The organism is Brachybacterium sp. ACRRE (assembly GCF_022346485.1).
In the GTDB taxonomy this organism is placed as follows: Bacteria; Actinomycetota; Actinomycetes; order Actinomycetales; family Dermabacteraceae; genus Brachybacterium; species Brachybacterium halotolerans.
Map to the genome: position 1 here is coordinate 37,343 of NZ_JAKRMO010000001.1, position 18,525 is coordinate 55,867.

Consider the following 18,525-nt stretch of genomic DNA (forward strand, 5'->3'; position numbering starts at 1 on the left):
CCTCACTCATGCAGCCCTCCGTCATGCGGCGCGGCGCTCGAGGGTCGCCGAGGCGATCACGCGGTCCCCGTCGTACAGCACGAGGGTCTGCCCGGGGGCGACGCCGCGCACCGGGGAGCTGAGGCGCACGCTGAGCATGTCGTCGGCCCGCTCGATGATGCCGGGCAGGGCCTCGCCGTGGGCGCGGATCTGGGCGCTCACCTCGCGGCCGGGGGCGAGCGGCTCGAAGGGGATCGGCGCGGAGGCCTCGAGCAGGGTGGTCGAGAGCAGCTCGGCCGCGCCGACCACGACCTGCCGGGTCTCGGGCTTCACGTCGAGGACGTAGCGCGGGGCACCGTCGGCCGCGGGGCGGTCCAGGCCCAGTCCCTTGCGCTGGCCCACGGTGAACCCGAAGGTGCCGCGGTGGGTGCCCAGCACGGTGCCGTCGGCGTCGACCACCTCGCCCGGGGCCTCGCCGAGGCTGCGCTCGAGGAAGCCGCGGGTGTCGCCGTCGGCGATGAAGCAGATGTCGTAGCTGTCGGGCTTCGTGGACACGCCCAGTCGGCGCGCACGGGCCTCGGCGCGCACGGCCTCCTTGTCCTCGAACGCTCCGAGGGGGAACACGGCGCGGGAGACGGCCTCGGGGCCCATGACGGCGAGCACGTAGGACTGGTCCTTGGGGAGGTTGCGGGCGCGGTGCAGCGAGGGGGCGCCGTCCGGGCCGTCCGCGCGCACGTCCGCGTAGTGGCCGGTGCACACGGCGTCGAAGCCGAGGGCGCGGGCGCGCTCCATGAGGGTCGCGAACTTGATGTGCTCGTTGCAGCGCACGCACGGGTTCGGGGTGCGGCCGGCCGCGTACTCGGCCAGGAAGTCCGAGACGACCAGGTCGTGGAAGTCGTCGGAGAGGTCCCAGACGTAGAAGGGGATGCCGATGCGCTCGGCGGCGCGGCGGGCGTCGGCCGCGTCCTCGACGGTGCAGCATCCGCGCGATCCGGTGCGGGTCTCGGCCCGGTTCTTGGACAGCGCCATGTGGACGCCGACCACGTCGTGGCCCGCCTCGTGGGCGCGCGCGGCCGCGACGGCGGAATCGACGCCGCCGCTCATCGCTGCCAGCACCTTCATGGGGACCTCGCCTCCTGCTCGGATGCCGCGCGGATCCGGGACGCGCGGCCGCACCAGTCTACGAAGCGCCGGATGCGGACAGGGAATCGCTCGACGAGCGCTTGCTCACCGCACGAGCGCGCCGACGGCCCGCGCCCGCTCGATGGCCTCGGGCAGGGCGGCGAGCACGCGGTCCACGTCGTCCTCGCGGCTCGACCAGCCCAGCGAGAGCCGCAGGGCGCCGCGTGCGAGATCGGGCTCGACGCCCATCGCGGTCAGCACATGGCTGGCCTGGGTCACACCCGCTGAGCACGCGGAGCCCGCCGAGGCGTCGATCCCCTGCTGGTCGAGCATGAGCAGCAGGGCGTCCTGGTCGCATCCGGGCAGCAGCACGTGCACCACGTGCGGGCTGCGCGGGGCGGCCTCGGCGGTGAGCACGGCGTCCGGAGCGATCTCCCGGATGCCCGTGCGCAGGCGCTGCGCCATCTCCCCCAGTCGCGCCGACTCCGCCTCCCGGTCCGCGAGGGTGCGTGCGAGCGCGGCGGCGAGCGATGCGGTGTGCGGGGCGTCGAGCGTGCCCGGGCGCACGCCGCGCTGCTGCCCGCCGCCGGTGAGGCCCGCGACGAAGGGGATGTCGGGGCGCACCACCAGCAGGCCCACGCCCACGGGGGCGCCGATCTTGTGGCCGGTCAGGCTCAGCATGTCCACCGTGCGCACGGGCAGCTCGACATGACTCGTGGCCTGCACGGCGTCGGTGTGGACGAGGGCGCCGGCGGCGTGGGCGATCCCGGTGACCGCCGCGAGGTCCTGGACCACGCCGGTCTCGTTGTTCACGAGGGCGACGCTCACCACGCTCACGTCGCCCGGGGCGAGGGCTTCCCGCAGCGCCTCGAGGTCCAGCAGGCCGTCGCGGTCCACGGGGATCTCGCGGGCCTCGATGCCGGGGGCCAGGGAGCGGGCGGTCTCGAGCACCGCGGGATGGTCGGTCGCGCAGACCGCGACGGCCCGGCGGGACGGATCGGCCGCCTGGGCGGCGAGGGCCGCGCCGCGCACGGCGAGGTTGTCGGCCTCGGTCCCGCCGGAGGTCAGGGTCAGCCAGGACACCGGGACGTCGAGCGAGGTCGCGAGGGAGTCGAGGGCGTCGTCGAGGACGCCGCGGGCGTGGCGGCCGGAGCCGTGGCGGGAGGTCGGGTTCCCCGGCAGGGCGGAGGCGTCCAGGAAGGCGTCGCGGGCCTCGGGCCGGAGGGGCGCCGTGGCCGCGTGGTCGATGTAGACGCGCGGCGGCGTGCCGTGCTCACCAGGGCTGGCTGGGGTCACTGCTCGCTCCGTCGTCCGAATCCTCGCCGTCGCCCGAGTTCGCGTCTCCGTTGCGCTTCTCGAGGTCCTCGGCCTTCTTCTGGTCCTCCGCGTCGCCCTGCGTGGGGGCCTCCTCGTCGGGACCGTCGCCCTTCGGGTCCTCCTTCTTGGGGTCGCCCGGGTCCTTGGGCGCACTGCCCTGCCCGTCCTGATCGCCCTGGTCCTCGCCCTGGCCCTGGTCGTCACCCTCCTGGCCCTTGTCGCGGGCGTCCGGGTCGTTGCCGGCCTCCTTGTCGGACGAGCGACGCTCGTCCTCGATGCGCTTGCCGTTGTCGCCGGTGGTGCCCTTGTCCTCGTTGCCCGAGCCCTCGCCCTCGCCCTGCTGGTCCTCGCCCTGGCCTCCGCCGCCCTGGCCCTCGCCGTCGCCGCCTCCTCCGCCGCCGGCGCAGGGGGCGAGCAGCTGCTCGGCCTCGTAGAGGCGGTCGGCGCGGTCGCCGGCGTCATCGATCTCGTTCGCCTGGCGCTCGATGGAGATCGCGAGGTTGTTGAGGATCTTGCACTGGGCGTGGGGCGGCTGGTTGAGGTCCTTGCCCGCCTGCCAGTCCTTCAGCGCCAGGCGCAGCTCGGTCTCGGCCTCGGCGTTCTTGTCCTGCTGGAGCAGGTCCGTGCCCTTGGTGAGGTGCGGGAGGTAGGGCTCGAACCAGTTGGCCTTCTGCACGGGCCACAGCCGCTCGCTCGCCCGGGCGAAGGACCCGTCGCCGTAGGCGCCGTCGTGCCATGCCTGGGTGAGAGGCATGGAGACGAAGCGGACGGCGAGCAGCGCGAGGATCAGCAGCGGGATGCCGAGGATCGCGAAGGCGATGAGCCGGATCCGGCGCAGCAGCCGCACGTCGAGCCCGAAGTCCTGGGGCCGACGGGGCTCGGCCTCGGCGAGCGGCCGCGCGCCGTCATCGGCCGCCCCGTCCTGCGGGGACGGGCTCGCGGCCGAGGGTCCGGTGGGGTCGGAGGGACCCGACGGGCCCGACGGACCGGAGGCGCCGGGCGGCGCGGGCGGAGGAGGGGTGAGGGTCGAGCTCATGACCTGCCTCCTTCTCCCGGGGGATCGCCCGGACCGGCGGATCCCGCACCGGTCGCGGCGAGCAGCTCACTGTGATCGCGCCGACGCGGCAGACGATACGTCATCTCCCCCAGCTCCCAGATGAACAGGGCGGCCAGCGGTATCGCCGCCACCCAGTACCAGTCGCGGAAGCTCGCCACGTCACGGCGGGACTCGATGGGGATGGGCTTGAGGGTGATGCCCTCCATCGTGCCCTCGATCGGGGCCTCGGGATCGGTGCGGTGCAGGTACGGGACGCCCATCTGCTGCGCGATGGTCTTCAGCTGGTCCTCGTCGATGCGGGAGATGCCCTTCGCGCCCGAGGAGTCGGTGATGTACTCGCCGTGCGTGCCGGCGCCCGAGGCCTTCATCGGCCCGCCCTCGCTGGTGCCGTAGCCGAGCACCGCGCCGCCGTCGATCATCGGCTTCAGCTGGTCGAAGGGCTCCGCGTCGCGGTCGTCGGTGTTCTCGCCGTCGCTGAGGAAGTAGACGAGGGAGTACGAGTCCGGGTCGTCGGTCTGCGCGTCGGAGAGGGCCTTCGTGAGGGTCGCGAGCGGGCGGTCCACGTTCGAGCCCTTGGACTGGGCGGTGGACTCGGTGGCGAGGGTGTTGATCCAGGCCTTCGCGGCGCCCGCATCGGTGGTCAGCGGCAGCTGGGAGGCGGCGGTCGAGTCGAAGGAGATGATCGAGTAGCGGGACCCCTGGGTCTCGGACATGATCTGCTCCATGTCGTGCTTGACGCCGTCGAGACGGGGCTGGCCCTCCGCGTAGTCCTCGGCGTTCATGGAGCCGGTGCGGTCCACGACGAAGAACACGTTCGCGTTCATGCGCTGGGTCTGCTCGGCCTCCGTGTACGTCGCGGGGCGCAGGGCGACCACCGCGAGCAGCGCGACCATCAGCGCGCGCCGCAGCCACGCCCAGCGCTGTCGCGGGCGGCGCACCATCATCACGACCGCGAGCGCGAGCAGCGGGACGAAGACGAGGATCGTGGCCCACAGCGGGATCAGATGCTCCAGATGCATGCTCTCCTCCGTCTCTCAGCGGTTGCGCCAGCCCACGATCAGCACCCCGGCGAGGGCGATGAGCGTGAGCACGAAGGCGAACAGCGGATGATCGGTGCGGATGAGGGTGGGCTCGGCTCCCATCTTCTGGGCCTGGGTCTGCTGGATCTCCCGGATGATCGAGGGGATCGCGTTCGGGTCCGAGGACTGGTAGAGCGTGCCGCCGTGGTCCTCGGTGACCTTCTGGAGCTCGTCGAAGCACTCCTCGGAGCACTCGTAGGCGCCCGGGTAGAACGTGTACAGATCGATGTCGCGGTCCTCGATGGTCTTGGCGGCCTCGTCGAGGGAGTAGATCGGGTCGCCGTTGACCTCGTTGTCGGTCGCGAAGATGATCGAGCGGCTGCGGTCCGTCTCGGCATGGTCGAACAGCTGACCGCACGAGGCGAGGCCGTCGGGCACGATCGAGGCCTGGTCGTCGAGGCCGCGCGTGCCCTCGACGAAGTCCGCGTACTTCTCGACCTTGTCCTGCGGGTAGTCGCGGCTGCCCAGGCGGTAGCCGAACTCGTCGAAGTCGATCGCCTCGGCCCCCTCGCTGAGCTCGCGCTCGACGAGGTCGTAGTCGTCGGTGAGCGGGAAGACGGTGCGGGACGTCGAGTTGAAGATCGACAGCGCGATCCGCTCGCCGTGGAAGTCGTCGACCATCGAGGCGAAGGTCTGCAGGATCTCCGTGTCGTACTCGTACATCGAGCCGGAGACGTCCAGGCACAGCACGATGTCGCGATCGGCGAACTCGGGGGTCTGCACGCGCTCGGTGGCGATCCGGCCGGAGAGCAGGGCGGCGGCGAGCAGGCCCAGCACGGCGACGCCCACCTGCACCACGCGCAGCACGCGTGCGAGGCGCTGGCTGCGCACGAAGCTCGGGATCCGCTCGAGGAACGAGGAGTTCGCGACGAGCACGGGCGCCCGGTGCATCGAGCGGCGGTTCCAGAAGGTGATCGCCCAGACCACGATCCCGGCGACCAGGAGCAGGCAGGCCACCCACCACAGCGTCATGACCATCGGCGGATCACCTCCCGCGCGCGGTGCACGGAGCCCTCGAGGTCGACGTCGCTCGACGGCGCGAAGTCCGGCTCGTAGAGGCGGGCGATGAGCTCGCCGACGTCCCGTGTCCGGGGGTCGGCGATGAGGGTGGCGACGTCCTGGCTGGTGACGTCGTGCCCGGTGGTGCGGCGCACGAAACGGCGCATCACGGCGGTGAGCTCGAGGTGGCCGGTGCGCTCGTCGATCGCGCCGTCCTCGTGGCGCGCCGCGATGTCGTTGACGGAGCGCAGGAACTCGGCCTTGAGCGATTCGGGCTCGTCGGGCCGCCGGCGGTAGGCGCGGCGGGAGACGACGGCGCGGGAGATCCGCAGCACGCCCACGATGATCGCGACGATGACGATCACGCACAGCACGGCCAGGATCAGCCAGGCGATCGAGTACTGGGGCGGATCGATGATCGTCGCGGGCGACGGGCTCGGCGTGGGATCGGCGAGCACCGTGAGGTCATGCGCGGGCATGGCGGTACTCCCTCTCCCGTAGCATGGCGATCATGTCGTCCACGACGGTGCTGTCGCCGGCCGTGAGCAAGTGGGTGAGGTGCAGGCTGTCGAGCATCTCGGTGGTCGCCTCGCGGCGGGCGCGGCGGTAGCTCTCGACGTCCCGGGCCACCTTCGTGGAGACGCGGGCGAGCTCGGAGATCTCCCGGGGCGATTCGACGTCGACGACCTCGTGGTCGAGGTCGCCCGCCTGCAGCGGGTCGGCGTCGCCGATGCGGATGACCATGACGTCGTGCCGGGTGGACAGGCGCCGCAGCAGGGAGTGGTCCTCGGGGCCGGGGTGCGCCTCGTCGGTGATGATCGTCATCAGGGTCGAGCGGCGGGTGACGCGGAAGGCCCGCTCGAGCAGCCAGGAGACGTCCGACGGGCGGGATCCGGCGGTCGTGGACTGCTGGACGGTGCGCAGGAGCAGTTCGAGGTGCCCGTCGCTCGAGCGGGAGGGCAGCTGCACCGGCCGGGACTCGGAGCCGCCGACGAGGCCCACGAGGTCGCCGTTGTTCTGGGCGAGGAAGCACACGAGGCCCGCGGCGGTCACCATGGCGTCGCGCTTGGAGGTGCCGTCGGCCGCGAGGGTCGCCATCGCCGAGGAGGTGTCGGCGACGATCGAGAGGTGCCGCACCCGCTCCTCGTTGAACTGGCGGATCAGCGGCTCTCCCGAGCGCGCCGTCGCCTTCCAGTCGATGTCGGAGATGCGATCGCCCGGCTGGTAGTACTTCAGGTCGTCGAAGTCCTCGCCGCTGCCCTTGAACACCGAGCGGCCGCGCCCCTGGACGATGCCGCGGGCGCGGCGTCCGGTGTGCAGGTCCACGCGCGCCTTGACGCGGGTGAGCAGGGAGGTCGCCATCAGCGGATCCCGCTCAGGGCATCGGCACGGCGTGGAAGACCGCGTCGATGATCTGCTCGGGGGTCACGCCGCCCGCGAGGGCGTCGAAGGTGAGCACGAGGCGGTGGCGCAGCACCGCGTAGCGCATGGCGCGCACGTCGTCCGGGGTGACGTAGTCGCGCCCGTGGAGGAGGGCGTTCGCCTGGGCGACGCGCATCAGCGCGAGGGAGCCGCGGGGGCTCGCCCCCACCCGCACGCTCTGGGTGAGGTTCGCGACCGGGCGCGGGCCGGAGCCGCGGGTCGTGAAGACGAGGTCGATGATGTAGCGCTTGACGCTCTGGTCGACGTACACCTGGTCGACCATCTCCTGGAGGAACCGGATGTCCTCGAGGCCGACGGTCTGCGCCGCCTGGCGGGGCGCGGTGAGGGTGCCGCTCGTGGAGCGGTCGAGGATCTCGTGCTCCTCTGCGGGGCGCGGGTAGGTGAGGACCTCCTTCATGAGGAAGCGGTCCATCTGCGCCTCGGGGAGGACGTAGGTGCCCTCCTCCTCGATGGGGTTCTGGGTCGCGAGCACCATGAACGGCTCGGGCAGCGGGTAGACCTCGCCGCCGATGGAGGTCTGGCGCTCCTGCATCGCCTCGAGCATCGCCGACTGGGTCTTGGCGCTCGAGCGGTTGATCTCGTCCAGCAGGACGACGTTCGCGTGGACCGGACCCAGCTGGGTGGTGAAGGTGCCCGATCCGTAGTTGAAGATCTGGGTGCCGATGATGTCGTTGGGCATCAGGTCCGGCGTGCACTGGATGCGGGAGAAGGAGCCCGAGATGCCGGAGGCGAGCGCGGAGGCCGCGGTCGTCTTCGCGAGGCCCGGCACGGACTCGAGCAGCACGTGGCCGCCCGCGGCGAGCGCCGCCAGCAGGGTGCGGCGCAGGTTCTCCTGGCCCACCACGCGGGACTGGAAGACCTGGGTGATGCTGCGGACGATGCTCCCCGCACGCTCCATGCTCGCCGGAGGGATCGCGGGCTGCGCAGGGGCGAAGGCGGCGCCTGAGCGGCCGGGGGCGGGACGCCCGGGGGATTCCTGAGGCTGCTGGGTCATCTGCGGGGGTGCTCCCGTCGCGTGGTGCTGCGTGCGGATCGTGCGGCAGTCGGCACGCCCGGTGCGGCCGACGCGCTGCTGGTGCTGCCTGGGGACGACGGGCCGTGCCCGGCGCCCCGACGATCCTAACCTCTCCGGGCCCCGCGCCCCGGTCCTGTTCGCGGGGCGCCCCGGACGGGTGCGCAGGCCGCTCGTGTCGTGCTCGGGGCGGTGTGCCCGCGGTGGAAGAATGCGACGATGCCCCATCCCCCGCTCACCGGTCCCGGCGGTCCCGGCGCCGTCCGCGCGCCGCGCCGTGCCCCGTCCCCGCCCACGCGGCCCGGCCTGCAGGTCGATGCCGGAGGGCACGGGACCTTCGCCGTGGTCGCGCCGCGCGCCGAGAGGGTCGAGCTGTGCGTGCGCCGCGATCTGGGCGGCGGACGCTTCCGCGAGGAGCGCACGACGCTGCGCCACATCGACGGCGGACTGCACTGGGACGAGGTCGCGGCCATGGTGCCCGGCACTCTCTATGGCCTGCGCGCGCACGGGCCGTGGGATCCCGAGCGCGGCGCCTGGTTCAATCCCGCGAAGCTGCTCCTGGATCCGCGCGCCCGCGCCGTCTCGCACGCCTCCCCGCTCGCCTCCGGGATGTTCCCCCACGAGGTCGACGCGATGCTCGACCCGATCTCGCCCCTGCGGCGCAACGAGACCGACGATGCCGACGTGGCCGTGTGGTCCGTCGTCGCGGGCGGCCCGGAGCAGAGGGCCGCCGACGGCCCCCGCCCATCGGCCGGTTCCGACCCGTCGGCAGATTCCGACCCGTCGGCCGCGCCGCCCCGCACCCCCTGGTCGGACACGGTGGTCTGCGAGCTGCACGTCAAAGGGTTCACCCAGCTGCACCCCGACGTCCCGCCCGAGCTGCGCGGCACCTACGCGGGTCTCGCGCATCCCGCCGTCACCTCGTACCTCAGCGGGCTGGGCGTCACCGCGGTGGAGCTGCTGCCGATCCACGCGGCCATGGACGAGCCGCACCTCACGCGGCGCGGCCTCACCAACTACTGGGGCTACTCGACGCTCTCCTACCTCGCGCCGAATCCCGCGTACGCGAGCGCCGCCGCCCGTCACCAGGGGCCGCTCGCCGTGCTCGAGGAGGTGCGCGCGATGGTCCGCGCCCTCCACGCCGCGGGCCTCGAGGTCATCCTCGACGTCGTCTTCAACCACACCGCCGAGGGCGGCTTCGGCGGGCCCTCCCTGAGCCTGCGCGGGCTCGATGCGAGCGAGCACTACTGGATGGACGGCGGCGCCTTCGTGGACGTCACCGGCACCGGTGCGACCCTCGACCCGCGCTCCCCCGCCGTCGTGGACCTCGTGCTCGAGTCCCTCCGCCACTGGATCCTCGACATGGGGGTCGACGGCTTCCGCTTCGACCTCGCGGCGACCCTGGGGCGCGACTCCTCCGGTTTCCGACCCGACCACGCCCTGCTGCGGGCGATCACCCTGGATCCGGTGCTGCGCGGCACCAAGCTCATCGCCGAGCCCTGGGACGTGGGAGGAGGCGGATGGCAGACCGGCGCCTTCCCCGCCCCCTTCGCCGAATGGAACGACGCCTTCCGCGACGACCTGCGGTCCTTCTGGCTCACGGACAGGGCGGCGCGCGAGCGCGAGGGCGAGGCCGGGGGCAGCGGCGTGCGCGATCTCGCGAGCCGCCTGGCCGGCTCCCGCGACGTGATGGCCGCCCGGGACCCCGCCGATCTGCCCGCGGGCCGCAGCCTGCGCGCTCCCTGGGCCTCGGTCAATTTCGTCACCGCGCACGACGGCTTCACCCTCCAGGACCTCGTGAGCTACGACGAGAGGCACAACGAGGCCAACGGCGAGGCCGGACGCGACGGCACCGCCGACAACCGCTCGTGGAACCACGGCCACGAGGGTCCGCCGCCCGCGGACGACCCCGGCGCCGCGGCCCTCGAGGCGCGTCGCGAACGCAGTGCACGCGCGCTGCTCGCGAGCCTGCTGCTGGCCGCGGGCACGCCCATGCTCACCGCGGGCGACGAGTTCGGACGCACCCAGCGCGGCAACAACAACGCCTACTGCCAGGACAACGAGATCTCCTGGGTCGACTGGTCCCTGGTCGCGCAGCGCCCGGGGCGGATCGAGGCGGTCCGCGCTCTCCTCGCGATCCGCGCCCGCTTCCCGCAGCTGCGAGCGGCCCGCTACCTGCGCCCGCTCGACCCCCGCCGTCCGGGACCCGGGCAGGCCGGCTGGTACGACGAGCACGGCGAGGGCATGGACCACGAGCCCTGGCAGGATCCCGGCCGGCACGTGCTGCAGATGCTGCTCCCCGGCGGGACGGACGACGCGGGCGGGACCGGCGGGATCGACGCGGGCGACGGAGCCCATCGGGCCGACGGGACCGCTCGCGCCGACCATCTGCTCGTGATCCTCTCCGCCGACGAGGCGGACCTCGAGGTGGCCCTGCCCCGTGAGCCGTGGCTGGACGGCGACGTCCGCGTGCTGTTCGACAGCGCGGTCGAGGACCCCGCCGCGCTGCTCGCGGGCGGCGAGGAGGGACGGGTGCGCGAGGGCCGCACGCACGTGCGCGGGGCCTCCGTCCTCGTCCTCGCGATCGCGGGAGACGGGCATCCCGACGAGCGGCTATCGTGAGTCCACCGGCGGCCCTGTGAGACCGTCGTCACCTCGCGAGACCCCGTGCACGACCGAGCGATCAGGAGCGTCCATGGCTTCCCTCCCCCCGTCCTCCGCCGCCTCGCAGCCGACGGGCCTCGACGCGGGCATCGGCCGGATCCCGGTGATGGCCGCCGGGCCCGTGGTGGACGCGGGCCGCTTCCCCGCCTCGTGCGCCGAGGGCGAGAGCGTCTGCATCACCGCGAACGCCTTCCGCGAGGGGCACGACGCGATGGGCGTGCAGGTGGTCCTCCGCGACCCTGAGGGGAACGAGACCCGGCAGTCCCTGGTCAGCACGAACCCCGGGCTCGACCTCTGGGAGACCCGCATCCGCCCCCGCGCGACCGGGCACTGGCAGTTCACGATCGAGGCCTTCGGCGACGTCTACGCGACGTGGGCGCACGTCGCCGAGGTGAAGATCCCCGCCGAGATCGACGTCGACCTCGTCATCGCCGAGGGCGCCGAGGTGCTGGGCCGCGTGCTCGCCGAGATCGAGGACGACGAGCGCCCCGCCTCCGACGGGCCCGTCGTCCGCGCCGCGATCGACGCCCTGCGCAACCATTCCCTCTCCCCGTCGGCCCGGGTCGCCCCGGCGCTCGCCGCCGACCTGCGGGCGATCCTCGCCGCGCGGCCGCTGCGCGAGGGCGTCACGCCCGACGGGCCGCACGAGCTCGTCGTCCACCGGCGCCTCGCGCTGTTCGGCTCCTGGTACGAGTTCTTCCCCCGCTCGATCGGCGCGCGCTTCAGCGCCGAGGAGGGCGGCTGGAGGAGCGGCACCCTGCGCAGCGCGGCCGGGGAGCTGGACCGGGTGGCCGCGATGGGCTTCGACGTCGCCTACCTGACCCCGATCCACCCGATCGGCGAGACCTTCCGCAAGGGCCGCAACAACACGCTGGAGACCCGGCCCGGCGACCCAGGTTCGCCCTACGCGATCGGCGGGGCCGAGGGCGGGCACGACGCGATCCACCCCGACCTGGGCACCATGGAGGACTTCGAGGCGTTCGTGGGCCGTGCCCACGAGCTCGGTCTCGAGGTCGCCCTCGACGTGGCGCTACAGTGCTCCCCCGACCACCCGTGGGTGCGGGAGCATCCCGAATGGTTCGTGGTGCGGCCCGACGGCACCATCGCCTATGCGGAGAACCCGCCCAAGAAGTACCAGGACATCTACCCGCTGAGCTTCGACACCGACTACGAGGGGCTCTACGCGGCGATCCGCGACGTCCTCGAGGGCTGGGTCGAGCGCGGGGTCACGCTGTTCCGCATCGACAACCCGCACACCAAGCCCGTGCGCTTCTGGCAGGAGCTGCTCGCCGAGTTCGACGAGAAGCATCCCGAGGTCATCTTCCTCGCCGAGGCATTCACCCGGCCCACGATGATGCACACGCTCGGAAAGGTCGGATTCCACCAGTCCTACACGTACTTCACGTGGCGCCACACCCCGGAGGAGCTCGAGGAGTACCTGCTCGAGCTCGTGGACTCGGCGCCGTACATGACGCCGAGCTTCTGGCCGACGACCCACGACATCCTCACGCCCTTCATGTCCCAGGGCGGCCGCCCCGCGTTCCGGCTGCGCGCGATCCTCGCCGCGACCCTCGTGCCCACCTGGGGCGTCTACTCGGGGTACGAGCTCGTCGAGGACGTGCCGCGCCCCGGCGCCGAGGAGCAGATCGACAACGAGAAGTACGAGTACCGGCCCCGCGACTTCGCGGGCGCGCTGCAGCGCGGCCAGAGCCTCGAGCCCCTGCTCACGCAGCTCAACCTCATCCGGCGCGAGCACCCCGCGCTGCAGACCCTCACCGAGATCGTCTTCCACGAGGCCGACGACCCCCAGGTGGTCGTCTTCTCCAAGCACCTGCCGGGCTCGCAGACCGACTCCGGCCGCGCCGACACCGTCATCGTGGTGTCCCTGACCCGGTACGACCAGGGCACGGGCTCCACCATCCACCTGGACACCGGGGCCCTCGACGTCGAGGGGAGCTTCGAGGTCGAGGACCTGCTGACCGGCGAGCGCTTCACATGGGACGAGAGCCCCTTCGTGATCCTCTCGCCCACCGACCGCCCCGCGCACGTGCTGCGCGTGGTCCGCAGCGAGGAGTGAGCACCATGGACGAGAACATGTCGAACACCGCGTCCACCGGCGGCACGCCGGCCCCGCGCGTGATGCCCGTGGGCACCCACGAGCTGGGGTCGGCGGCGACCGGCAGCTACCACGACCCGCACTCGGTGCTGGGCGTGCACTCCTACGACGGCGGCGTCACCGTGCGCACGCTCAAGCCCCTCGCGCACGAGGTCTCCCTCGTCCTGCCCGACGGCACCGTGCACCCCATGCGCCACGAGTACGACGGCATCTGGGTGGTCGCGGTCCCCCGCGCGCACCTGGATGCGTACCGCATCCGCGTGCAGTGGGCGCCCGAGGGCGGGAGCGTCGAGCTCGAGGAGCCCTACCGCTTCCTCCCCACGCTCGGCGAGCTCGACCTCCACCTCATCCGCGAGGGGCGCCACGAGGAGCTGTGGCAGGTGCTCGGCGCGCACGTGCGCGAGGTCGACGGCGTGCCCGGCACCTCCTTCGCCGTCTGGGCGCCGAACGCCCGGGCCGTCCAGGTCGTCGGCGACTTCAACGGCTGGGACGGCCGCGGGCACGCCCTGCGCTCCCTGGGATCCGCGGGGGTGTGGGAGATCTTCGTGCCCGGGGTCGGCGACGGGGCGGTGTACAAATTCCGCATCCTGGATGCGACCTCGCAGTGGCGCGACAAGGCCGACCCGATGGCGCGGCGCGCCGAGGTCCCGCCGGCGACCGGCTCGATCGTCACCACGAGCGACTACGAGTGGTCCGACGACGCCTGGCTCGCCGCGCGCGCCCAGCACGACGCGCTCGCCGGCCCGATGTCGGTCTACGAGGTCCACCTGGGCAGCTGGAAGCCGGGGCTCGGCTACCGCGAGCTCGCCACCGAGCTCGTCGAGTACGTGCAGGCCATGGGCTTCACGCACGTCGAGTTCATGCCCGTGGCAGAGCATCCCTTCGGCGGCTCCTGGGGCTACCAGGTCACCGGCTACTACGCGCCGACCTCGCGCTGGGGAACGCCCGACGACCTGCGGGCGCTGATCGACGCCCTGCACGCCGCCGGCATCGGCGTGATCATGGACTGGGTGCCCGCCCACTTCCCGAAGGACGAGTGGGCGCTCGCGCGCTTCGACGGCACCCCGCTGTACGAGCACGCGGACCCCCGCCGCGGCGAGCACCCCGACTGGGGCACGCTGATCTTCGACACCGGCCGCAGCGAGGTGCGCAACTTCCTGGTCGCCAACGCCTGCTATTGGCTCGAGGAGTTCCACGTCGACGGCCTGCGCGTGGACGCCGTCGCCTCGATGCTCTACCTCGACTACTCCCGGGACGACGGCGAATGGGTGCCCAACCGCGAGGGCGGCCGGGAGGACCTCGAGTCCATCGCCTTCCTCCAGGAGGCGAACGCCACCGCCTACAAGCGCGCGCCCGGCGTCGTCATGATCGCCGAGGAGTCCACGTCCTTCCCCGGCGTCACCCGTCCCACGGACGCGGGCGGCCTGGGCTTCGGCTTCAAATGGAACATGGGGTGGATGCACGACACCCTCCAGTACATCGGCGAGGACCCGATCAACCGCCAGTACCACCATGGCGAGCTGACGTTCTCGATGGTCTACCAGTACTCGGAGAACTTCGTGCTGCCGATCTCCCACGACGAGGTCGTCCACGGAAAGAAGCCCCTGCTGCGCAAGGCGCCGGGCGACGACTGGCAGCAGGCCGCGACGCTGCGCGCCTACCTCGCCCTGCAGTGGACCCATCCGGGCAAGCAGCTGCTGTTCATGGGCAGCGAGTTCGGGCAGTCCTCGGAGTGGAACGAGTCGACGGGCCTGGACTGGTGGCTGCTCGAGTTCGACCAGCACCAGGGCATCCAGCGCTTCGTCAGGGACCTCAACGCCCTGCTGCGCGAGCACCCGGCGCTCTCCGAGCTCGACCAGGACCCCGACGGCTTCGAGTGGCTGCTGGCCGACGACGCCTCGCACGACACCATCGCGTTCCTGCGCCGCGACCGCGCCGGCCGCGAGCTCGTAGTGGTCCTGAACTTCTCGCCCGAGCCCTGGCACGAGCACCGCATCCCCATGCCCTCGGGCGGCTCGTGGAGCGAGGTCCTGAACTCCGACGCCCCGGTGTACGGCGGCAGCGGGGTCGGGAACCTGGGCCGCGTGGACGTCGAGCAGGTCCCCGCCGGCGGGCGCCCCCACTCCGTGCGCCTCTCGGTGCCGCCGCTCGGGGCCCTGGTGCTCCGCCCCGACGGCCGCGGCTGACCGGGCGCCACCTGCGCCGGGCGCGGCGCGGGGTGACCCGCCCGGCCCGGCCGGCGCAGGTCAGAAGAGCAGGTTCGCCAGTCGCTTGCGGGCGGGGGCGACGCGCGGATCCTCGGGTCCGGCGACCTCGAAGAGGTCGAGCAGGCGCGCGCGCACGCGGTCCTTGGTGTCCTGGTCGGCGCCGCGCAGCAGGTCGAGCAGGCGGCCGAAGGCATCGTCGACGTGGCCGCCGAGCATGTCGAGGTCGGCGACGAGCAGCTGCGCGTCGAGGTCCTGCGGTGCGTCGGCCGCGGCCTTGCGGGCGGCGTCCAGCTGGGCGTCCCGGGTGCGGTCCATGAGATGCACGGTCGCCAGGCCCGCCTTGGCCTCGGCGTCGGCCGGGTTCTGGTTCAGGTGCTCCTCGAAGGCGGTCTGCGCGCCGGGGAGGTCGCCCGCCTCGATCGCGTCGTAGGCGGTCTGCAGGAGGGGCGGCAGCTCGGGCTGCGCGGGGCCAGCGCCGTCCGCGTCCTCCGCGCCGGAGCCGTCGGCCCCCTGCCCGTCGGCCGCACCGCTGACGTCGAGACCGGTCTGCTGGGCGACCTGCACGATCTGGTCGAGCAGCCCGGGGATCTGGTCGGCGGGGACCATGGACTCGGCGATCGGCTGGAGCTGCCCCTGCAGGAGCAGCATGAGGGTGGGCAGCTGCTGCACGCGCAGGGCGCCCGCCACGCGGGGCTGGGTGTCCGCGTCGACGACGGCGAGACGCAGCGCTCCGCCCTTCGCGTCGACGCCCGAGCGCAGCGCGCCCAGCAGCTCGTCGATGCCCGGGACGCGCGAGCTCGTGACGAGCAGGAGCGTCGCGACCCGCGCGGAGTCCTGGATCATCTGCTCGAGGTTCGCCTCGTCGACGGACACCTCGTGCTCGCCGACGGGCCCCGCGTTCTCGGAGCCCTCGGGCTTCTTGAGCGATGCGAGGTCGATGACGCCGTAGGGATCGGTCATGGGATGCTCCTTCGCGTTGCGGGACTGCTGGGAATCTCAGGGGCGGGGTCGCCCGGGCCGGTCGACCCGGCCGGTCACTCGCCGCTGGCTCCGATCACGGCGCGCGTCGCCCCGATGGGCTGGACCTTCGCGTCGGAGCCCTTCGGCGGGATGTAGAGGGCGACGGTCGTGCCGTACTCGCGCACGTACTCCTTGGTGAAGGTGCGGCTGCCGATGATCGTGGTGAAGATGTTGTCCTCGCCGTAGCTGACCTTCGAGCCGTCGGTGACCTTCAGGGTGCGCTTCGAGGTCATGGTGCCCAGCACGATCGCGCCGCCGTCCTCCGTGCGCAGGCCGGCGATCTCGTCCTTCACGGGCGTGTAGATCTCGCGGATCGTGCCCACCTCGTCCTTCTCGACGCCCTTGTTGAGCTGCTTGCGCTCCTCCTGGATGTCCTTGTGGGTCCGGGTGGTGAAGGGATCGCTCGCGAGCTGCTTCTCGGAGTCCTTGCCGCCGCCCCAGGCGAGCACCTCGGAGTAGAGGGTCATGGCGTCGGCAGGGGTCATCAGCAGGTCGTCGGCCTTGCCGTCGACCGCCTCGCTGCCCACCTTCGCCGAGGGCACGGTCGGCATGTCCACGCCCACGGCCTGCTGTGCCCAGCCCCAGGTCGCGTACGGGGAGTGCGCGTCCTTCTGCTGCAGGATCATGAAGTACGGGGCGGCGTCGTCGTCACCGTCGGCCTCGACGAGCGCGATCGCGGTGCGCGGGAAGTCCGAGGTGGTCGAGGTGATCGGGACGACGGCCTTCTCGCCGGGCCGATCGAGGGCACTGGTGCGGAAGTCCTCGGCGTTCTTCGCGATCCAGTCCTTGTTCTTGGTGAGGATCGAGTAGGTGTCCTTGCGGAAGGAGGCGGCCGAGCCGATCACGCGCGGCGCGAGGGCCTTCGCGTCGAGGTCGTCGTCCGCCTTCTCCACTGCGGAGTGGACCGCCTTGAGGTAGGCGGCCATCTGATCACTGGTCACCGCGGGGGTCGGCCCCTCGGCCTCGGGGCCCGTGGGCACCGCGGGCGGGGTCGAGTCATCGGATCCGCAGGCCGCCAGCAGACCGCCGACGGCGAGCACGCCGATGCCGCCCAGGAACCCGCGCCTGTTCCACGCGCTCATCGCTGCTCCTCCTCGGTGTCGGACCCGTGCTCGGGCCCCGCGTGCTGTGCGTCGTCCTGGGATCCCTCGCCGTGCTCCGGCTCCGGGGTCGCGGCGCGGTGGCGGTGCGAGCGCCGCGGCAGAGCGGCCGACGCGTCCTCGCCCGGTCCCGCGATCGGCTCCTCGATCCGGTCGATGACCTCCGTGGGCTCCTCGGATCCCTCGGCGTCGTCATGGCCGGCGCCCGTTCCGTCGGCACCGCCGACGGGGATCGGCGCGGTCACGGGGCGCCGCTCGCCCTGCGCGGACAGCTGCTCCGTCGCGGGCTCGTCGGTCGCGGGCTCGTCGGGTTCGAGCTCGGTGGTCGCGGGCTCGTCGGGTTCGAGCTCGGTGGTCGCGGGCTCGTCGGCCGCGTGTGCTCCTGCGCCGACGGGCTCCTGCTCGGCCGGGTCCGCATCGGCGGCGCCGTGCTCCTCGTCGACCCGATCGAGCGCGTCCGTCGGGGGCTCGGCCGACGGTGCGGCCTGCGCCTGCGCCTGCTGCTCGCCGAGCTGCCAGGCGTCGACGCTCTCGTGCTCGTGCGTCGGGGCCTCGTCGGCTGCGGGTGCCTCGTCGGTTGCGAGAGTCTCGTCGGCTGCGTGGGGCCCGTCGTCCTCGCGGGTCTCGTCGGCGTCGCCGGCGAGATGTGCCGCGCCCGCAGAGGACGAAGCAAGTGCGGACGCGGATGCCGATGCGGGCTCGAGATCCGATGCGGGCTCGAGATCCGGTGCGGGAGCGTCGTCCGCCCCGAGCTCCTCGGAGTCATCCCCGGCACCCACACGCTCGCGCTCGCGGCGCGAGGAGCCGAAGGAGACCACGAGCATCACGAGGCCCACGATGATGAGGGTCGCGCCCGCCGCGTACGCGAAGGGGACCCACTCGTTCTTCTCGTCGACGGGCCAGGTGATCGAGATGCTGTCGGCGCCGGGCTTGCTGCCGTCGGTGACGAGCAGGATCGCGCGGTAGGGCTGCGGATCCGTCGAGGTCTCCTCGGCGTAGAAGTCGGCGATGTCGATCGTCGTCGGGCTCTTCGAGGTCTTGACGCTGCGCCACAGGTCGGAGGACGTGGGATCGGAGATCGAGTCGTCATCGCCGTCGACCGTCTCAGTCTTCAGCGTGCTCCAGTCGCTCAGCCCCGTGACCTGCGTGTGCTTCACGCCGTCGAGGTACGCGTCGATGTCGTCGTTGGAGGCCGTGATCACGGAGACGTCGGAGTCCGCGGTGATCTTCACGTCCCCCTGGGTGCCGCCCACGTACAGCACGCCCGGGTCGATGACGACGGCCGGGCCGGGGTCGGACAGGTCCACGGTCGCGGTGCGCTCGGTCTCGGGAGCCCACGTGGTCTCCCCCAGGCGCCCGATGAGGAGCCCCACCAGTCCCAGCACCACCAGGACGGCTGCAATGATCTTG

General features: G+C 72.5%; 14 protein-coding genes. 3 read left to right on the top strand and 11 right to left on the bottom strand.

The annotated features are described in order from the left end of the window. Positions 1 to 21: 21 nt before the first annotated feature. The 8 genes from mnmA to MHY49_RS00220 form a co-directional block, all read right to left on the bottom strand. Positions 22 to 1,101, bottom strand: coding sequence for a tRNA 2-thiouridine(34) synthase MnmA (gene mnmA / locus MHY49_RS00185; protein WP_239201475.1), 1,080 nt, complete (start codon positions 1,099 to 1,101; stop codon positions 22 to 24). 105 nt (positions 1,102 to 1,206) lie between these two features. Further along, positions 1,207 to 2,397: a cysteine desulfurase family protein gene (locus MHY49_RS00190; protein WP_239201486.1), complete on the bottom strand. Its 1,191-nt coding sequence runs from the start codon at positions 2,395 to 2,397 to the stop codon at positions 1,207 to 1,209. Further along, the gene (locus tag MHY49_RS00195) at positions 2,375 to 3,454 is read right to left on the bottom strand and encodes a hypothetical protein (RefSeq protein WP_239201490.1); all 1,080 of its coding nucleotides are present in this window, start codon (positions 3,452 to 3,454) and stop codon (positions 2,375 to 2,377) included. The genes MHY49_RS00190 and MHY49_RS00195 overlap by 23 nt, the downstream gene beginning before the upstream one ends. Beyond that, positions 3,451 to 4,494: a VWA domain-containing protein gene (locus MHY49_RS00200; RefSeq protein WP_239201493.1), complete on the bottom strand. Its 1,044-nt coding sequence runs from the start codon at positions 4,492 to 4,494 to the stop codon at positions 3,451 to 3,453. Before MHY49_RS00200 ends, MHY49_RS00195 begins: the two co-directional genes overlap by 4 nt. 15 nt (positions 4,495 to 4,509) lie before the next feature. After that, a complete protein-coding gene (locus tag MHY49_RS00205) occupies positions 4,510 to 5,532 on the bottom strand; it encodes a vWA domain-containing protein (protein WP_200500966.1) in 1,023 nt (340 codons plus the stop codon). Then, positions 5,523 to 6,032, bottom strand: a complete 510-nt coding sequence (locus tag MHY49_RS00210; RefSeq protein ID WP_239201495.1) for a hypothetical protein — start codon at positions 6,030 to 6,032, stop codon at positions 5,523 to 5,525. Before MHY49_RS00210 ends, MHY49_RS00205 begins: the two co-directional genes overlap by 10 nt. Next, entirely contained in the window at positions 6,019 to 6,915 is an 897-nt protein-coding gene (locus MHY49_RS00215; RefSeq protein WP_239201502.1) for a DUF58 domain-containing protein, read from the bottom strand. The genes MHY49_RS00210 and MHY49_RS00215 overlap by 14 nt, the downstream gene beginning before the upstream one ends. 13 nt (positions 6,916 to 6,928) lie before the next feature. Beyond that, complete coding sequence (locus MHY49_RS00220) at positions 6,929 to 7,990, bottom strand: AAA family ATPase (protein WP_370645920.1); 1,062 nt, start codon at positions 7,988 to 7,990, stop codon at positions 6,929 to 6,931. A gap of 237 nt (positions 7,991 to 8,227) precedes the next feature. On the opposite strand from MHY49_RS00220, the gene glgX reads away from it, so the two are divergent. The 3 genes from glgX to glgB all read left to right on the top strand — a co-directional run bounded on the left by glgX (position 8,228) and on the right by glgB (position 14,974). Continuing rightward, positions 8,228 to 10,630 (top strand): glycogen debranching protein GlgX, encoded by a 2,403-nt coding sequence (gene glgX / locus MHY49_RS00225; RefSeq protein WP_239201507.1) that lies wholly within the window; start codon positions 8,228 to 8,230, stop codon positions 10,628 to 10,630. A gap of 73 nt (positions 10,631 to 10,703) precedes the next feature. Beyond that, on the top strand, positions 10,704 to 12,749 hold the full coding sequence (locus MHY49_RS00230; RefSeq protein WP_239201508.1) for an alpha-1,4-glucan--maltose-1-phosphate maltosyltransferase: 2,046 nt from the start codon (positions 10,704 to 10,706) through the stop codon (positions 12,747 to 12,749). A gap of 5 nt (positions 12,750 to 12,754) precedes the next feature. Next, positions 12,755 to 14,974: a 1,4-alpha-glucan branching protein GlgB gene (gene glgB, locus MHY49_RS00235; RefSeq protein WP_239201509.1), complete on the top strand. Its 2,220-nt coding sequence runs from the start codon at positions 12,755 to 12,757 to the stop codon at positions 14,972 to 14,974. 60 nt (positions 14,975 to 15,034) lie between these two features. On the opposite strand, the gene MHY49_RS00240 is transcribed toward glgB, so the two are convergent. From MHY49_RS00240 to MHY49_RS00250, 3 genes are all read right to left on the bottom strand, one after another. Then, positions 15,035 to 15,955, bottom strand: coding sequence for a co-chaperone YbbN (locus tag MHY49_RS00240; RefSeq protein ID WP_239201510.1), 921 nt, complete (start codon positions 15,953 to 15,955; stop codon positions 15,035 to 15,037). A gap of 74 nt (positions 15,956 to 16,029) precedes the next feature. Further along, entirely contained in the window at positions 16,030 to 17,097 is a 1,068-nt protein-coding gene (locus MHY49_RS00245) for a twin-arginine translocation signal domain-containing protein (protein WP_239201513.1), read from the bottom strand. Beyond that, entirely contained in the window at positions 17,094 to 18,503 is a 1,410-nt protein-coding gene (locus tag MHY49_RS00250; RefSeq protein WP_239201517.1) for a hypothetical protein, read from the bottom strand. The genes MHY49_RS00245 and MHY49_RS00250 overlap by 4 nt, the downstream gene beginning before the upstream one ends. Between the last annotated feature and the right edge of the window lie 22 nt (positions 18,504 to 18,525).